This is a genomic window from Novipirellula rosea (assembly GCF_039541335.1).
Taxonomy (GTDB): domain Bacteria; phylum Planctomycetota; class Planctomycetia; order Pirellulales; family Pirellulaceae; genus Novipirellula; species Novipirellula rosea.
In genome coordinates, this window is record NZ_BAABGA010000006.1 from 86,598 (window position 1) to 104,593 (window position 17,996).

A 17,996-nucleotide genomic window follows, 5' to 3' on the forward strand; every position below is an offset into this window, starting at 1 on the left:
GCTGTAGCGAGTTCTGGAAATGCGAAAGGATTCCTCCCCAGCTTCCGAGTGCGGATTGACAGTCGTCGAAGACAATCAGATCGAAGAAGTCGTTACTGTAACTCTCGTACAACTTTCCCGAACCGCCATCACGACAGAGCATCTGCAACGTACTGAAGAAAACGCTGTGGTGGGGGTCAGGCGTTGAATGCCCGTCCACAATGAATCGGGTATCACCGAATCCTGCGAAGCAGTGATATGCCTCATCGACGCGGTGACGACGGTTCGTAACAAATAAGACTCGACGATTCTTGAGCACGTTAGTACTCAACAGTTTCCAGATCAGCTGGAAGATGGTAAACGTTAAACCAACATTGGGCGACATCAACAAGCTGGCACGGCGATTCCCGTTCGCAAAGTGCAGCAACGTCGCCAAGATGGCTTGTTCTTGATACCGTTGGATCGTTGTCGGGTGAGCCTCATCGGTGAAAGGCTCCGCTGCAATAGCCTGTCCCCAACCGGTTGACTTCAACGGAATGTTTGACTGGCTGATCAGTTCTTCGGGCGATGGCGGGGCGTCAAGCAGGTGAGTTTCACCGGATGTGAGGTTACTGACTGACCAGCGCTGACCATTGGTTGCAATCGCAAATACCACTCCAGCACGGCGAGCAATTGCGGTTGCTTGTTCCGTAGCGGCTTGCAGATCAACCGCTCCGCGTTTTGTTTCTACGACGGCAAGTGAGATGCCTTGGAATCGCAGCAGATAATCTGCACGAGAGACTCGCTCACGTTGATCGTCACCGGTAATCCGAAATCGTCCCGGCACAACCATAGCCTCACGCTCGAACTCCCAACCGGCATTCGCCAGTGCTTGTTCGATCTGATTGCGGAGGTGGTTTTGTTCGTCCAACGACATTTCAGTTTCCAGTGTGCTCGACCACTTCGTGGCCGATTGAAGTTATCACTATTGCTAACAAGATTTTCGGGTCGGGTTCAGTCAACCGGTGGCTGACTTCCTGAGCCTACTTCTCGCCCTTCTTCTTTGATGGTGTCTGAGCCAACGCACTTGCTGCCGCTGACTTAGATGCCTTGCTTGTGCGACCGTCTGTCAGAGTTTTAGAAGCTGCTGAGGCCGCCTTTTGGCTCGTCTGTCGCTTTGGTGCTCCGGTCTGTGACAACGCGCTTCCTGCGGCTGACTTTGATGCCTTGCCGGTCGAACCGGATGACAACGTTTTCGATGCCTTCTTCGCCACCGGCTTGCTTGTCACTTTCGAGTTCTTCTTTGCCATGATTCTTTGATCCTGTGATTTCTTGATTTGCAACTCGATCAATTCGAGTCTTAAGTGTTCCTTAGGCAATCGCTGTGCCAAACATGTTTAGTCAGGCAAATGCCGTGTTTTCGACCGCATTCGATTTCGTTCAATGCGGTGACATACAACTGTAGTTGTGCTGACATAATCCTCGTTGTGATTTTGCCAAGTTCATTGATCATCTGCATCAGTTGGTTCATTTGCGGCACCGTCTGATTTTGCACGAGAATAGGCTCGGCAACTGTCCTTGAGCGGGCAATCTGGATTCTCTTCAAGATCAAACCATTTATAGGACTTGCACACGCCACCGTTCGTATCAATTGCCTCGCTCGGGCGGACCACTCGCTGGTAGAATCGTCCGCCAAATATTCCACACATCTGTTCAATGGGCTCGTCGTTCAATGTCCGATTCAGTTCATGAAAGACAGCGCCGAGCAACTCATTGATTACATCGAAGTAATTCTTGATCACCCCCATCACGTTTTCGATGACTAAGCTCTTGCCCGGCGAGCCCAGTCCGTCGTGCATGTAGGTAACGCAGTCCGATTTGTCCTGCCGATGACAAGACCCAACGTTCGAGTGCGTTATCTCGTCGCGAAGCTTGAGCAAGTCGAAATACCAGTCCTTGGTCTTCGCAAGGGCTTCACGGATTGCGACTGGCACCTTCTCATCAATTTCGCCATTGAAGGCTTTCTGAAAGGTTCCTCGCGTCGATTTCCTAATTCCTCCGTGGCTAGGAAAGACACCGCACAGCACAGCTCGACAACAGTCCAGAACGGAATACTGCTCACAGAAAACCGACTCAATGACGGCTGCGAGTTCTTTAGCGTTGTGGGCTGGTGAATAGCCGTGCTCTTTGAGTTGCTTCTCATCCTGATCCAGTCCCGGAGCAAGCCGTTGCGCGAGCTGGAACAGGTAACCTGCTTTGCTGTAGTGGCCGACAATTCCACGAAGACGTTTTTGCGTCATCCTGTCGAATGAATAGGTCGTGCTCCAAAACTGGGTGAACCGCTCAACTTCACCCCAGTGCTGTGGTGCAAAATGAAGAAGGTTTGCGGTTGGGCGTTCTTGCTTTTCAGTCATGGCCCAATCCCCACAACATTTTCGAAAAGCGACGTAACCGAGCAAAAAACACATTTCACCCAGTAACCGACACCGTTAGCCAATCTCTTCGCAGTCTTCGTAATCATGCCCGCACCGTTCATCCTCGTACTCGAACAAAAATTGGTTTTGATCGAGCAACACAAATACCGTCCTTGATAATGAAAGCCTCAATCCAATGTGTTCCGGCGTACCCCGTCTCTTCCCAACGCACATCGCCTGAGTCAAAAGGGAGGCGATCAAATCCGCCACGCAGCCCATCGACAGAACGAGCTTCAGCCCCAGTGTTTACAACCTGCCATCGGACCTCATAGGGCTGTCGAACGTTCGTACTGGCTACGAATTTCAATGCGACGCCCTTTGGGACTGGCTTGCTCGTGAGCTTCCAGAGTTTCTTTCGACCATTGATCCGGCGATAGACATCTCCACTGACACTGACACGAGCTTGCGGATTGATAATCTCCCTGAACACAGGTGGCTGGCAATGACTTGTATCAGCCAATGCTGGAACTGAGATCCCAGACGAAACTGATTTAATCATCAACGAACTTGGCTGATACCCAAGGCTTGACGCAGCGCGTGAAACAGAATTTCGGCCAAGCGGTCCTGACAGTGCACTTGCCGATTTCGTCATCGACTCTTTCTGTGACGCTGACACGAAATCATCGTGGACCTGTTCGAGCCAGCCGAAGAAAGCCTCTCGGCGTTCGGGATACTCATTCCACTTGTCTGCGAAGTTCTCGTCGGGATCAACGGGATTCTCCACCCACCATTTACCGTCTTCACGACGCTCAACAAAGTTGGGCATGTTCTGAACGATATCAGTAAGTGCATCGAATAGATCAGCCTGATTGGAGTATGCGTGCGCGGCCAAGGTCGTGATGATGACGGACACGGGCCGGTTCTTGTAATCGTCCAGAAAGTGAATATCACGATGTCGCTTCAGCAGCTGGACGACTCGCTGAAGCGGAGTCTTCACCTCATACTCAGGCACCTCCTCGATGCTCATTTGATAGCTCTTCGCCATCGCGGCACGCTTTGCTCGGAACACAACCTTCATCTGTTCCTTGAACCACTCTGCGTAGTCGATGGGATTGCTGTACTGCCAAAGTCGCAGCTCCGTGTCAGTCAGCAATATTCCGTTCGGAAGTCGATCCACGTTGGGAATCACCGGCAGTACATCCATGTGGAACGGTTCGGCGTAATCCAAAATCCAACACCGGCGGGACGGTTTAAGGATCTTTTTGATGTCCGCGCGTGCTTCCAAACGCTTGCCGACACGTTCCTTAAGCTCTTTTTGGGTTGTATTTTCCTTTTTAATCTTCAGATGACAGACTAGATCGATGTCGTACTCGTCTGAGTCGTTGATTGGCTTGACCATTGTCCCCAAACGAAACGACCCCTGCGGGAAAATATCTGGCTCATACTGAGCCAGCTCCGAATCCTCCTGAGCCAACCACTCGCCAACGTCCGTGTATTTTAGGACGGCGTCTTCATACAAGTGATCTGGGATGTCGAGATCGTCAGCGATTGCCCGAAGGAGATCATCGAGTTGTTCTTTCATTACCATTTGCATTGCTTAGCCTCCTTTTAGATTGCTACGAATAAAGCGGTTCGTACTCAGCTGCCGTGTGAGCAACGAACTTGTCCTGAAATCTGGGCATCAAAATACGACTAACGTGAGCGGCCTTTCCAACGAGGTCATCTGCCTTGTGGACGCCGTCCAATGAGAATTCATCGGAAGCAACTTGAGGATTCCACCGTTCAACGCGTTCTTTGCCAAGAAGGAAAGATGCCTGATTGTGGACGCCAATACTCTGGCCTCGCATGATCACGTCAGCCGCTGTCTTCGCCCAAGACAATAAGCCGCCAGTGTTCAGCTTCTTATGTCGGTGGTTAACAGCATCTGACGTTCCGACACTGAAAACATGGATTGCTTCAAGAGGGATATTGAGAGTCCCGTAAGCTTCGACGACACCAACCATCGTCGGATTGTTGGCCCAGACGCCACCGTCAATCAGCCGCAAACTGTCCACATGGCGGGAGCATGGAAAGAAAGTGGGCGCTGCACTGGTAGCCAAAGCCACCTTCCAGAGTGGAACTTTCCAGTCCCGTTTAAGTCGTTCGGCGTGTGGCGTTCGGAAGATATAAACATCATCTTCACCCAAGTTGTATGACGGAATCACAATTCGTTTTGTGCAGTCAGCCAGACGTTTGTCCTTAAAGCAATTCTCAAGAGCAGCCTTTAGAGGTTCCTGAGCGAATTTGTTCTTGAGCCAGTGCTGCCATTTCACTCTAAATCCGGACGGAAAGATCTTCGGCCCTTTGGAGAGATAAAACTCTACAATCTCACGCGGACGCATTCCAATGCCTAGACCGAGTGCGATGATCCCACCTGTCGAAGTTCCGGTAATAAGATCAAAATGATCAACGATTCGAATATCGAGATCCTCTTCGATTGCTGCAAGAACAGCGGCTGAGAACAGTCCTTTTATGCCGCCGCCGTCTAAGGACAGAATCTGAAAGCGTTGCTCGTCCATGAATTACAACTCCCCCTTGAAAGCACGTTGAATCAGGGAATTAAAGAGGTTGTCTGCCTCCCGTTCCGCATCAGCGTATTTTTCTTTTCGTCGTTCAAGTTCGCTGACGCGAGCGGCGAACTCTTTTTGGAGTGCGATTGGTGGCAGAGGAAGTGGCAACTGCTTCAACTTTACGCCAGTGAGGTGGGCAATCGTTGCCTGTGATGTTAGGAACCCAAAGCCACCGCTGCGCCCCGTTTGCCACAGAAAGTGCAGAACGTACTCGGGAACAGCCATGTCAGGTTTGGGACGGACTCGGTGAAGCGCTTTTTGAAAGTAGCACTCGGTAAGTTCATCACGCCAAATCGCTGCACGCCCCACTTCACCGCCCTCACAGACCAAGAGGTCACCGTTCAGCAGGCGGAATTCCTCTTGATCAGCTCCATTGAAGTCCATCTCGGAAACTTCACCGAGGCTAAATCGATTCCATTGGACATTGGTATTCCGCAAATAGGGCCGCAGATGTTTTCCAGTCTGCTGCTTGGCGTCCAGCATCTTCCCAAGCCTCGACTCACAAGCATCACCAAAAGGTACAACAGGCCAGTTCTTTGTATTTGTGACGACGAATCCGAACATTTCCGAAAATAGACTAGGAATGCACGTCGCGAACATGAGCGAGGCTTCTTGCCGCTTGCGGCGGATGGCGTCGGCTTTGTCGAGGATGTTGGCGATCCGCTTCTGCTCCGATAGCGGCGGTAGCAGCACTTTGAACCGCTTAACCGTGGGCATGTAAATCGTCTGGTGCGTGCTGCCCTGCATCTCGCTCGCGAATGTTGGCCCCGACGCTTTGAATGCCTCGTACAGGTATTCCGGCAAAAGATTTGGCCCACAAACCCAATCAACGAAATCCTGACTCGTAGCCATCTCGCGACCCAGTATCGCAACATTGCCTACCGAGGCCGTCCGGCAAAAAGCAACCGTACCTTTAGGAAGCATTCGAGCCGACGAGTTGTCAATTCCGAGCATCGTAGGCTTGTCGATAGTGTCTTCGACATATCGAGACTTCATGCCGCGAATGTCTTTTAGCGATAGCCACGGAACATCCCCATCCATCCAATACTCTGGAATTTTCCGGCTTGGCGTGTGTCCGCTTTCGAGGCGCGCCACTTCTTGAAGATCAACCCAACGCCAGCCTTTTGGAATAGGTTCATTATTGCTGAGTCGCGTCTTGATCGGTGAAGCGTAGTAACCGTTGGTTGTACTCATCCGAGTAGTGCCTCCAGTTGGTCGAGATCAGACGCGATCTCTGCCTCCAGTTTCTTCAGCCGACGAAGAATAATCTTGGGCGAATCGTAAACTTCTTCCTCGTGAACGACCTCCTTGTACCGGTTGATGGAGAGATCGAACGCGTTCTCTTCGATCTCCGACTTCGGAACGAAAAAGGCGTTCTCAGTGCGATTCTTGAAGTGTTTCTTCCCGGCACCGCCCTTCCATTTGGGCCACGCTTTCCGCAGGACATCCAAGTCCTGCCAGTCATCCGCAGCTCCGATCTTGTCGCGTTTGTCGTCGAGTGTCTTGCCGTCTGCCTGCACATCAAAAAAGAAGACATTGTCAGTCTGACCTCCCTTGGTAAAGAGCAAGATCGCGGTACTAACTCCAGCGTAAGGTTTGAATACACCAGACGGAAGTTTGATGATCGCTTCGAGTTGGTTCTCCTCGACCAACATCTTGCGAAGCTCTTTGTGGGCCTTAGACGAGCCGAAAGTAACGCCATCGGGAACGATCACCGCACAGCGTCCACCGAGCTTCAACATTCGCAACATCAGGACCAAAAACAGCAATTCGGTCTTCTTTGTTTTAAGCTTTCCGGTCAGCGTCTTGTGGACATCTTCTTCGTCCAGAGAACCCTTAAACGGCGGATTGGCAAGGATCAGATCAAACGCATCTTGTGCCCAACGCTTTGTTTCTTTGCGGTCGGTGAAGTTGGTGCTGAGCGTGTCCTGATAGTTGATGTCGGGCGTGTCGATCTCGTGCAACATCATGTTCATCGCGGCAATGCGAAGCATGGTCACGTCAAAATCAAAGCCGTGGAACATTTCGCTCTTGATATGCTTCCACTGATGCGGCTCGATTAGATCGCCTGTGTAGGTCTTGCCACCAGTCTCTTCATCGACATGAACACCTTTCGACGACGTGAAGTGCTCGCGCAACGCCTCCATGAACTGCACCAAGAATCCGCCAGTACCACAGGATGGATCTCCCACTGTCCATGATAGGGCCTCTTGTTCGTTGCCTTCCATCACCAAATCGATCATCAAGTCGATGATGTGTCGCGGGGTACGAAACTGCCCGTTGATTCCAGCCGTGGTCAGTTTGCTGAGCAGGTACTCATACAAGTCGCCCTTCGTGTCGCCCTGCGTCAACGGCAACGCTTCGATCATATTGATGGCCGAGATCAACAGCGACGGCTTGTTGATCATCAACGTGGCGTCTTTCATGTACTGGTCGAAGGTATTCTTCGGCCCATTGCTCTCCGACGCATCTTCCAGTTGGCCCAGCGTACGAAAGTGCGGAAAGACCTCATCCCGAATGATCTTCAGAACCTTTTCGCCATCCGCTTCCTGTTTCAGTTGACTCCAACGCAAGTGCTGCTTGTCACGCGGGAAGTACACGCCGGGAAATTTTTTACCCTTGTGCTTGCGAGACCACTTCTTCTCCTCTGTGCTCTCTCGCATGTCGAGCAGCCGCGCAAACATCAGGAACGAAATCTGTTCAATGACGGTCAGCGGATTGGTGATGCCGCCCGTCCAGAACTCTTCCCAGAGCTTGTCGATCTTGCTGCGTAATGGTCCTGTAATCATGGTTATGCTTTGTCCTCACGTCCTTGCGGCTGAAATGAGCCGATGATGTCGAAAAGTTCGTCAGCTAGTGACTCATCGAAGAGTCCGTCCAAGCTGTCGCTGTGCAGCGTGGTGAATGGTGCTTCGTAGAGATCGTCTGTCTTGATGGAGCCGAATTTGGCAATGTGATTTTGCAACAAGTCCAAAAACTTGATCTGGTGTGATGCCAGATTCGGATGAGCCTGCACGAATTCGGTGAATCGCTGTTGAACGACATCGGCATCCATCCCGATGATGGCGCGGATGGCTTGATCAAGCGATTCGGCCTGCGTGAAGTAGTCCATCAGGTTGTGCAGATCGAGACCCGGCTCCTGCGTCAACACAAGCGAACAAAGGTCTTCCAAATCGTGTTCGGTGACGGGCTGGCCGAGTCGAATCTTCCGCAGTGTTTCGTTCTGATCGATGATCGCTTGTAGCACGTTGTTGACACGGTTGCGGTAGGCCACCATGTCCAGATCATCGAGCCGATCTAAACGGACCTTATGCTTTTTGCGTTCAACGTCGGCTTCGTCTTCCTTTACATCGATGACGACCGGATCCAATCTCGGTATTTCGTCCTTACGACGGAACTGAACAATGCCACGCAGCTGATCCCGGATCTCTTCGAGGTCGGCAACGGTGACTTCATCCCAAAACTCATCGCTTTTGACTCGTTCAATGACCGACAACTTCAGCTTCACCTGCGATAGATTGATCCGCAGACTGCTGACCAAATTGATCACTTCGTCTCGCATGTCGGAGAACTTGCCGCCGCCGCGAATCAAGTCGGCTTGTAGCTGAGCGATAAGCCGGTCGAATTTGTAGGCTTCTTCATGCTTGGCGATGTCCACCCACTGCATCAGTGGAGCAATGTCCTGCTGCAAGGTTGCCTTGGTGGCAGCATCGAACTGACGAACTGTCTGGTCGGAGGAAACGGACTGCACCTGCTTCCATTTTTCCTTAATGGGAATGCTGCCCGTAGGAAGGTCGGCGACCTGCTTGCTGATCAGACCAGTCGCGATCTCGAAGCCAGCATTGTGCTGTTTTTCCAAAGCGGCTTCGGCCAGCTGAATGCGAGCTTCAAAGACTCGTTCACACAGGGACTTCTGACGAACAGGTTCCGCAGGCTTGTAGTCCTGTTCGAATCGCTCGAAATTGCCCCAATGATCAAAGATCTGAAAGTGTGACTTGCTTCGGTCCGGGCCGAACAGATCGGGACACAACCGAGTCCCACGTCCAATCATCTGCCAGAACTTAACGTACGAATACACCGGCTTGGCGAACACGAGATTAACGCATTCGGGAACGTCCACACCTGTGTCAAGCATGTCCACCGATATGGCGATGGTCAGATCGGGATTCGTACCGTCGCCCTTGAAGTCGTCGATCATTGATTCCGCACGCGGATCATCGCTAACAACGGTTTGACAAAACTTGCCGCCGTACTGAGGATACATTTCGTTGAATAGCTCTTCCATCAGGCGAGCGTGCTTAATGCTGCGAGCAAAAATGATTGTCTTGCCCAAGCGACTGCCAACGCGAATGCCGTAGTCCATCAGGTTTCGCAGAATGTGACGATTGGTGTCTTTGTTGTAGACGACCTTGTCCACTTGCCCCTGTTCAAACTCAATCGCCTGTGGCAGAACCTCGTCTTCTTCCAACTGCCGCTTCTGCTCGTCGGTCATCTTGGAATACTTGATGCCCGATCGCAGGAATGGCGTGGTATGCGTATCGACTTCGAACGGAACAAGGTGCTTCTGTGCAACCGCAGTCGGATAGTCGTAATTGGATGTGGGATCACCTTCATCACATTCAAAGATTTTGAAGGTGTTCCGCGACACGAAATCAACCGGCGTAGCGGTCAGCCCGAGCTGATAACTGTCGAAGTATTCGAAGATGGTACGGTATCGGTTGTAGAGACTGCGGTGTGATTCATCGGCGATGATCAGATCAAAGAAACCAACATCAAAGGACTGGTAGACCTTCATCATCGCCGGATAAGTCGACAGGAAGATACGGTCCTTCGTGTTGCCTGCTGATGCTCCACTGACGTAGGTGCGAGGCAGCGAGGGCAGGAATTCGTTGAAGGCATTGTTGGCCTGACGACGAAGTTCACGGCGATCACACAAGAACAGAATCCGTTTGGCCCAGTTGGCTTTAATCATTGCATCGCATAAGGAGATCGCGACGCGGGTTTTACCGGTGCCTGTTGCCTGCACGAGCAATGCCTTGCGCTTCTTTTCGGCAAACTGCTCGACAACTCGACGAACCGCTTCGATTTGGTACATGCGGCCAGCGATATCAGGATTGGCTGAAACTTCACTGACCGGCTTCTTCGCTGTTCGTTGGAAGTGCAGGTGTTGTAGGCTGTCCTTGGAATAGAAGCCGTAGATCTTGCGCGGCGGTTCACCGGCAGCATCATTCCAGATCCACTGGTCATAGCCGTTGGTGTAGAAGATGACTGGACGTTGCCCGTGTTCTTTTTCGAGTCCGTCAGCGTATTGCTCCGCTTGCTTCCTTCCCAACTGCGGATCAACTGCGGTCTTCTTGGCTTCGATAACCCCCAATGGCTTGCCGTTGTCATCATCCAACACATAGTCAGCTTTGCCGGTGCCGGATGCACCAACCTGATATTTGACCGGTGCCTCTTTGACGACCTCAGCGGTGTTAGTGCTGCCTTTGCCAACATCCCAGCCTTCATCGGCCAGCATCTGGTCAATCAGATACTTGCGAGTTTCTTCCTCGCTAAACGCCATCGGGTCCACGGACTTTAATGCACTGGTTGCCTGTAATGCGGCTTCCAATGCTGCCTGACGTTCTTCCGCCGTAGACTCTGCCTGCTCAGCGCGTGACCGTTCATTGTCGAGGTCGGCCAGAAGCTTCTGCAGCTGAGCTTCTTGCGCGGCAACCCGTTCAAGGATCGCCCGTTTTTCACGTCGTTGCTTCGAACCTTCGACACCACCTGTTGGCGGTTCGGTGTATTCGGGGCAGTCAGTGACATTGCCACCGGCGTAGCTGACGTGCAGCCAACGAGCCACGTTAAACGCTTCACGCGTCAATCGGAGCGCCGTGGTCGTATCTCCTTTGTTTCCATGAGCCGCGTTGTTCCCTTCCATGCGAAGAGCATGAAGTTTGGACAGAACGACTTCAGGTACGACATCTTTGAATGGCTGGTTGTGAAGCAAGTCATTCAGATTGGCACGGAACGGTTTTGGTAGTCGCTGATCATGATGAATCCAGTCGACGACCTGTTCGCAGAAGACTCGCAGCTTTGAAATTGCGCCAACAGGATCCGGATGTGCGTACGCCTCCGCAAAGCCACCGAGCCCTGACAGCTCCGGCCACTTCGGTCTTAAGAACTCGAAGTTGAGTGATTTCATGAGTAGGTCACATTCCGTCTTCATGCCGGACCGCTAAAGCACGGGGTGTGCCAATTGGTCTTTGAGCTGTAGTTTTGGTCATGTCTCGGTGCCCCAATTGCCGGTGACATCAAGTCGTTTCAGCTGTGCGTCGAGTGTCTGATAGTTCTTCATTCCCAACAGACGAGCCGCCTTGGCTTTCACGCCGCCCGACTCTTCCATTGCGCGTCGTAAGTAATGACTGTGAATGTCGTTAAGATGCTCTTCAAGATCGAATTCATCACCCAGCGGACGATCGGCAAAGCCGGAAAAAGGTCCGCCTGAATCGGGCATTTCTGCGATCGAAGCAGCCACTTCTTTGCGACCAATACTTTTTCCATCAGTAAGTACCGCAGCCTGCATTAAGGCGTTGTAGAGCTGGCGAACATTTCCCTTCCACGACTGCGATTTCACAAATGCAATTGCGGAAGCAGAAAGGGATTTGTGCTCATAGCCCGGCTGGTCGGCTTCGAATTGCGTATTCAAGAGCCCCATGAACCGTTCCGCGATCTTGGGAATATCAGTCTTGCGGTCCCGAAGTGGCGGAAGGCTTATTGAGATACCAGCCAGCCGGTAATACAGGTCCTCGCGGAATTCGCCCTTCTTGATCGCCGCAAATAGATCCTTGTTCGTCGCCGCGATGATTCGAACATCAACACGGCGATCTTTGTCGTCGCCAAGACGCTGAATGTATCGAACAGAGGGGCCTTCACCCGTTACCGGCTGCAATACTCGCAACAACTTGGCCTGTGTTTCCAAGTCACATTCGCCGATCTCGTCCAAGAAGACGGTGCCTCCATCGGCAACTTCAAACAATCCCTTCCGGTCAGAGTCCGCACCCGTAAATGCGCCTTTGTTGTGCCCAAACAACTCAGACTCCAACAGCGACTTTGCCAGCGCGGCACAATTGACTGACCGAAGCGGTTTATCCCTTCGATTGCTCGACTTGTGAATCGCTTGAGCAAACATCTCCTTGCCGGTTCCACTTTCTCCGACAAGCAGAACGGTGACGTTCCGAATGGCCGCACGTTTTGCGCGGCCAACAGCGTCACGAATGGCTCGACTGTCACCAGCGATGTCCTCGAAGCCTTCGATTTCAGCGGGAGCCTGTGCTGCTAAGTGCTGCAGGTGGGCATCAGGATCACGAAGCACTTCTGGAATAACATCGATCAAATCAAATGGCACATCGGTGATCCATGATTTCCCGCCGAAAGTTTCATAGAAAGTGCATGGGAACCGAGTCTTTCCAAGTAACAGCCAAACTGCGGTCATCGCGGGAGTACCGGGACTTAAGTGGAGGCACAGATCGGTCTCTGCCCAAGCTTTTGATGACTTAAGAGATTCGAGTTCTTGATTCGCTATTTCGAAGATCGACGCATAGTCGGTCGGCTTCTTCAGTTTGACCTCACTAATAGCTGGCTTCCCACCAAGCCACTTGGCGAACCAGCCGTTGAATTCCGACGAGTAATTCGTCAACAGTCGCACTTCATCGAATTTCCGTGTCGTTATTAACGTCTTAGTTGGCCCTAAGTCTTCTTTCTTCGGAAGCTTCCCGCCAAGTGCGGCCATAAGCTTCTCGCAACGCGTCTGCGAGCTATTCGCAGCCAGCGATCGCAGGTCGGAATGACCGATCCATTGGACGAGAATCTTTTTGCGGGGCATTGCACCATCCTGTTTGTGAAAACAACAAATCCTTTTGTACCACTCTTGGGCGTGATCTGCAACCACCTGAGACTCAGTTGGCCAGATACCAATGATTTGGCGGGGATACTGCCGAAATGAGGTCAATCCACCGTGCCACAGAGGGCAGTGCCAAAAACGGAGCAAAGCAAGGCGATAAGGGCGGGAAATGCGAATGCGCAGGCATAGCGCTGTAGCCCTGCAATGTGTCTGAGCTGGTCGGTCGGTTGGTTGGTTTGGGTTGCTGTGAGGTTACGCGCCGACTGCGATTAACACCCGCTTGCTGCCTGTTCAACTTTCAAACTTGAGGAGCAGCCGCCATGCGAAACCAAACCGACATTCGCCACGACATTACTAACGCAATCATCGACGCCCTGCAAAACAATCCAGACTCACTGCCGCCATGGCGAAAACCATGGTGTGATGATCCAAACTCTGGTCTCCCAACAAGCCTCTCAACCGGACGCCGTTACGCTGGAATAAACACTCTGATTCTCCAGTGTTCCGCGATGAAACAGGGCTTTAAATCGAGGTGGTGGGGGACTTTCAACCAGATAAAACATGCCGGTTCTTGCGTTCGCAAAGGCCAGAAATCCACAAAGATTGTCCTCTGGAAACCGATCAAACGAACTCGTGTTGACGAGCACGGCAAAGATACTGATGACAACTTTATGGTGATGCGGGAGTTCGCCGTTTTCAACTGCGAACAAACCACGGGACTCGATGAGTTTCGTGTCGGCCACACAAAGCCCGACAATGACACCGCTCCCCGCTATCAGCACGCCGACGATGTCATTGATGCCACTGGAGCAACCATCAACTATGGCGGCAACAGAGCGTTCTACAGCCCGAGCGATGACACCATTTCGATGCCATTCAGGCACCAATTTGAAACGCCTGAAGCGTTCTTTGAAACGTGCTTCCACGAGCTATGTCATTTCGCCGAATCGAGGACCGGGTTCGACCGAACAAAGCCAGAAAACAGTTACAGCTTTGGCGAACTGGTGGCTGAAATGGGAAGCTGCTTCTTAATGGGTGAACTTGGATTGCCCACAACGGACAACCTAGAAAACCACGCCGCTTACCTGAAGTCTTGGTTGTCGGCCATGGCCGAAGATTCGAAATTTATTTTTAAGGCTTCCGCACAGGCGAGCAAAGCATCGGATTTTCTCCTGTCTTTTAGTCGCACCACTGAAGACAAGGCTGAACCACTCCTCACCTAATCAACATCGCGATTGCGGCAATGACCGTCCGCTCTCTGTAACACCCGCTTGGTGAATTGTTCCTGATCGGGACGACCGAGTGAGGGCACTCCAAACGTGATCGATCTGCCTCCTCAGCTTCGACAACCGCAACGCAACGAGCACCATCGCAAAAGCTCTGGCCAGTGAGCGATGGCAAACTCGTGCATAAACGGGGCTTGAAGTTGCAGAGGATCACTGCGGAGTGACCCGCTCGGTGCTTTCAAGTTTTCTATTTCCAACCTGTAATGGAGTCAACTGATGCCCACCGGTTCAGCATGGCGGCGATTGATGGAGAGCGATTGCCCAACGCGGGACGTGATGGCTCTGGTTGCTTTCCATGTCTTTCATGGGATGAACACCGAGTGACACCCGCTTGTCATTCATCAACAACAACATCACCAAACGGAGACTACTGTGAATCAACAACCCGCAAATGAAGTCAACGATGTTTCGCCATCCTCGTTGTCGCACCTAATTGGACAACGTGGCGTCATCGATCAAGTATCCGTCGCACTGGATGCTTGCCAGATCGACAACCGCCGACTTGATCACTCAATGTTGGTAGGCAGTCCGGGATTGGGCAAGTCACAACTGGCCTCAGTCATCGCACTGGAAATGGCAACGAACTTCCACGAAGTCCTTGGCCAAACAATCAGTCACCCATCGGACCTAAATGCTCTGCTGCTCGCTTCCCAAGACAAGGACATCATCCACATCGATGAATGCCATGAGTTGCCAAAACAGATGCAAACCGCTTTGTATCTCGCACTTGATAAACGATGCCTCGTCCTGAGTTCCAAGAATGGAAAGTCACCACAAACGATCCCGCTTGCTGACTTTACGCTTCTACTCAGTACGACGGACGAATACGGATTGCTTCAACCGCTGCGTGATCGGTGCCGATTGGTTCTGCGGTTCGAGTTCTACACCGTCGAGGAACTGACAACCGTTCTTCTTCAGCGAACTCGATTTCTTTGCTGGAACACTCACGAAGAATTATTGTCTCAGATTGCAAGTCGATCACGGGGAACACCTCGATTGGCGCTACGCCTATTGCAAAGTTGTCGCCGCGTCGCACGCAGTCAAGGCGAGACAACAATCACTGGCCATCACCTGAAACGAGCTTGCCAACTGGAACAACTGCAAGGCGATCTGGGCCTTGGTCCAACCGAGCAGAAATATGTCCAGATCATCGGCGACGGAAATTCCCGATTGAACGTAATCGCCTCGATCTTGGGACTGCCTGCACGCACAGTATCTCAGGTTGTTGAACCCTTCTTAATTCGTGCTCAACTTCTGAGCAAAGACGATCAGGGAAAGCGTCTTTTGACCGCTGAAGGCCGGGAATATCTGGCCAGTTGTCGTTCAATTGCGAACTAATTGCTGTCCAATTCTCGTCGCATAACACCCGCTTGTGAGGCGTCCAATTCAATGAGCCAACAATCATGAACAAACCAATAAAAGTCGCCGTCAGCATCTCAGAAATGGCCCGGATGGTCGGCCTCAGTCGCCAAAGATTTCATCAATTAAAGGGCATAACCTTCCCAGAACCTATGCGAGATCCCGAAACGAACCGACCGTTTTACGACGGAGAGCTTCAACAGATTTGTCTGGATGTTCGTCGTCGAAATTGTGGCATCGATGGCAAGCCGGTCTTGTTTTACTCGCCAAGACACCCGCTTGGTCAGCAGGAAAGGCCGGTGAGAAAAGCCAAAGCCAAACCGAAGCAGACCAGCAAGCACCCGGAAGTGATCGATGGTCTTGATGCGCTCGGCGTTTCCGCGACTGCTGCTCAAGTTGAGGCAGCAGTCCATCAAGTCTTCCCTGATGGAATCCAAAATTTGGAATCGGCTGAAGTCATCCGAGCCGTGTTCCTGCACATCAAACGTCAAGAACACGGCTGATAACCTCGGCCAATAACACAGCATATCCGCCCAATTTCACCCCATCGGAGTCCAATTCATGTCCAATTCTAGTCCAGAAGCCCGCAAGAATTGGGGCGATAATGTTTTTGAGGGAATCCCGGTCGGCAACGAAGTGATCCCTCTCGCCAACCAATTCATCGAGTCAACCGACTACGCCGCCGAATCACTTAAAGCGTTTGGCAATGACCTGCGAAAATTCGCCAAGTGGTTCACTGATGTCAATCGCGAGCGGCTCAAATTTGAACGAGTCACTTCCCGCGACATTGCCGATTGCCGGGAATATCTCCGCCGGGATCTTGGGCAGGCCACCGCCACCGTAAACCGATGCTTAGTGACGCTCCGCCGTTACTTCGGTTGGCTCGCGGAAAACGGACACGTTCCAGCGAATCCTGCCAAAGCTGTGAAGCAATTGCGGAAGCAAGAACTAGCTCCAAAAGGGCTGGAACGAGGCCAAGTCAGAAAGCTGTTGCGAGAGGTCGAACTGCGGCCTGACATTCGCGCCCAAGCGATCTTCAATCTTTTCCTGTTTACTGGCTGTCGAGTTGGTGACTTGGTGGGACTGGAACTCAACGATCTGATGATCGGGGTGAGAAGTGGCACGGCAATTTTCCGTCAGGGCAAAGGAAACAAGCAACGGTCTGTTCCATTGCCTTTGCCTGCTCGGCAAACACTTCACACCTACTTGGATATTCGGCCACCAATCGATTCAGACCGAGTGTTCGTTGGTGAGCGCGGCCCACTGACTGCCCGTGGCGTCCGCAATCTTTGCGACAAGTATTCGGCGTTTTGCGTCTTCAAGATTCACCCGCATCTTTTGCGGCACACATTCAGTCATCAGTTTTTGGCCGACAACAACAATGATCTGGTGAGTCTGGCTCAGATATTGGGACACGAGAATCTGAACACGACCAGCCGGTACACTTTGCGAACACAACATCAGCTTGGTGAAGCGTCCGACAACTTGAGCTATTGAACGTAGGTGAATCTGCCGAATACGACGCGATCCCGCTCTGACACCCGCTTGCTTGGCATCAAACCCAATACAACTTTTGGCATGGAGCAAGCAATGAGCGAGATCAAGGCAAACGGTAATTTGCATGGCCACGACCTGACCGACATCCCGGTCCTGAATCCGGGAGACTGGTTTGGCAAAACGTGGCTGATCGAAATCGGGGGCAGCTATTCATCGCTGTACCTGATCGTCGAAGCCAACAGCATGTCAGACGCAATCGATGAATTAGCCGACAACGCAAAATATGGCCACTTGATCATCGTTGAAGAGAACGACCTTGGCGACTATCCCGAAGATGATCGCCACTACGGTCCAAGTGGGCAAGTGCTCGATCTCGATCATCTTATGGCTTACGGCCAAGAGTGTGCCGAGATCCCTTTCCCATGCCGCTATCACGGCGATGGCCTTCCCGATGAAGGCGTTCTCCCCACCGAGTTTGAGCACGTCGATGCGGATTAACACCCGCTTGATTGTCATCAAACAAACTCACTCAAAAGAGAGAACAAAGATGGGCTGGTTTTTTAGGCAAGACATCACTCGCAAGGAACTAATCGCTGAACGCACCGAGTCATGGGAGCGGCAATCGGGTGAAACAATCGTTCAGTCCGAGTGCTTGGCAAACTGCTTTCGTGGCGGTGGATTTTCAGGGGTTCTTTGGGCGGTGTGGCAACGTCGATTCATCAGGGATGGCGAAGATGTTGAACCGCGACAACGATGGATCACTTGCGATTTGATTCAGTATCGCCGTGATTCTGGATGGGGATACAAGGATATGGATGAATCGATGGGGCCGTACTATTACTCGTGTCCCTTGAAGTATCTGGAACTGGTGCCAATCGATGAACATGGCGGCAATGCCGACTGGCGAAGGCAAGTGATTGAACATCACGAACGCAAACGCGAGAAACTACGATCACAAGCGATCATCGTCTGATTGTTAAAGACCATT

At 51.9% G+C, this 17,996-nt stretch carries 14 protein-coding genes and 1 pseudogene; 6 read left to right on the forward strand and 9 right to left on the reverse strand.

Going from position 1 to position 17,996, the window contains the following annotated elements; genetic code table 11:
- Positions 1-7: 7 nt before the first annotated feature.
- From ABD971_RS35955 to ABD971_RS01130, 9 genes and pseudogenes are all read right to left on the reverse strand, one after another.
- Positions 8-895, reverse strand: a pseudogene (locus tag ABD971_RS35955) (DEAD/DEAH box helicase family protein); the annotation flags it as partial.
- Positions 896-1,001: 106 nt separating this feature from the next.
- Positions 1,002-1,310: a hypothetical protein gene (locus ABD971_RS01095; RefSeq protein ID WP_345318587.1), complete on the reverse strand. Its 309-nt coding sequence runs from the start codon at positions 1,308-1,310 to the stop codon at positions 1,002-1,004.
- Between the two features lie 150 nt (positions 1,311-1,460).
- A complete protein-coding gene (locus ABD971_RS01100; RefSeq protein WP_345318589.1) occupies positions 1,461-2,372 on the reverse strand; it encodes a hypothetical protein in 912 nt (303 codons plus the stop codon).
- A gap of 118 nt (positions 2,373-2,490) precedes the next feature.
- The gene (locus ABD971_RS01105; RefSeq protein WP_345318591.1) at positions 2,491-3,966 is read right to left on the reverse strand and encodes a nucleotide-binding domain-containing protein; all 1,476 of its coding nucleotides are present in this window, start codon (positions 3,964-3,966) and stop codon (positions 2,491-2,493) included.
- A gap of 22 nt (positions 3,967-3,988) precedes the next feature.
- Entirely contained in the window at positions 3,989-4,930 is a 942-nt protein-coding gene (locus tag ABD971_RS01110; protein WP_345318593.1) for a CBASS cGAMP-activated phospholipase, read from the reverse strand.
- A gap of 3 nt (positions 4,931-4,933) precedes the next feature.
- The gene (locus ABD971_RS01115; RefSeq protein WP_345318595.1) at positions 4,934-6,175 is read right to left on the reverse strand and encodes a restriction endonuclease subunit S; all 1,242 of its coding nucleotides are present in this window, start codon (positions 6,173-6,175) and stop codon (positions 4,934-4,936) included.
- Positions 6,172-7,770, reverse strand: a complete 1,599-nt coding sequence (locus tag ABD971_RS01120) for a type I restriction-modification system subunit M (protein WP_345318597.1) — start codon at positions 7,768-7,770, stop codon at positions 6,172-6,174. Before ABD971_RS01120 ends, ABD971_RS01115 begins: the two co-directional genes overlap by 4 nt.
- A gap of 2 nt (positions 7,771-7,772) precedes the next feature.
- On the reverse strand, positions 7,773-11,168 hold the full coding sequence (locus tag ABD971_RS01125; protein ID WP_345318599.1) for a DEAD/DEAH box helicase family protein: 3,396 nt from the start codon (positions 11,166-11,168) through the stop codon (positions 7,773-7,775).
- 78 nt (positions 11,169-11,246) lie between these two features.
- Complete coding sequence (locus ABD971_RS01130; RefSeq protein WP_345318601.1) at positions 11,247-12,755, reverse strand: sigma-54 interaction domain-containing protein; 1,509 nt, start codon at positions 12,753-12,755, stop codon at positions 11,247-11,249.
- Between the two features lie 431 nt (positions 12,756-13,186).
- Between ABD971_RS01130 and ABD971_RS01135 the strand changes: the two genes are divergently transcribed.
- The 6 genes from ABD971_RS01135 to ABD971_RS01160 all read left to right on the forward strand — a co-directional run bounded on the left by ABD971_RS01135 (position 13,187) and on the right by ABD971_RS01160 (position 17,981).
- Entirely contained in the window at positions 13,187-14,089 is a 903-nt protein-coding gene (locus ABD971_RS01135; RefSeq protein ID WP_345318603.1) for an ArdC family protein, read from the forward strand.
- Between the two features lie 435 nt (positions 14,090-14,524).
- Positions 14,525-15,490, forward strand: a complete 966-nt coding sequence (locus tag ABD971_RS01140) for a Holliday junction DNA helicase RuvB C-terminal domain-containing protein (RefSeq protein WP_345318605.1) — start codon at positions 14,525-14,527, stop codon at positions 15,488-15,490.
- A 113-nt stretch (positions 15,491-15,603) separates the two neighbouring features.
- Positions 15,604-16,014 carry a hypothetical protein gene (locus tag ABD971_RS01145; protein WP_345318607.1) on the forward strand — a complete coding sequence of 137 codons (411 nt, stop codon included), beginning with the start codon at positions 15,604-15,606 and terminating at the stop codon, positions 16,012-16,014.
- Between the two features lie 58 nt (positions 16,015-16,072).
- On the forward strand, positions 16,073-17,008 hold the full coding sequence (locus ABD971_RS01150) for a tyrosine-type recombinase/integrase (protein ID WP_345318609.1): 936 nt from the start codon (positions 16,073-16,075) through the stop codon (positions 17,006-17,008).
- 93 nt (positions 17,009-17,101) lie between these two features.
- On the forward strand, positions 17,102-17,506 hold the full coding sequence (locus ABD971_RS01155; protein WP_345318611.1) for a hypothetical protein: 405 nt from the start codon (positions 17,102-17,104) through the stop codon (positions 17,504-17,506).
- Between the two features lie 49 nt (positions 17,507-17,555).
- On the forward strand, positions 17,556-17,981 hold the full coding sequence (locus ABD971_RS01160) for a hypothetical protein (protein WP_345318613.1): 426 nt from the start codon (positions 17,556-17,558) through the stop codon (positions 17,979-17,981).
- Positions 17,982-17,996 lie beyond the last annotated feature (15 nt).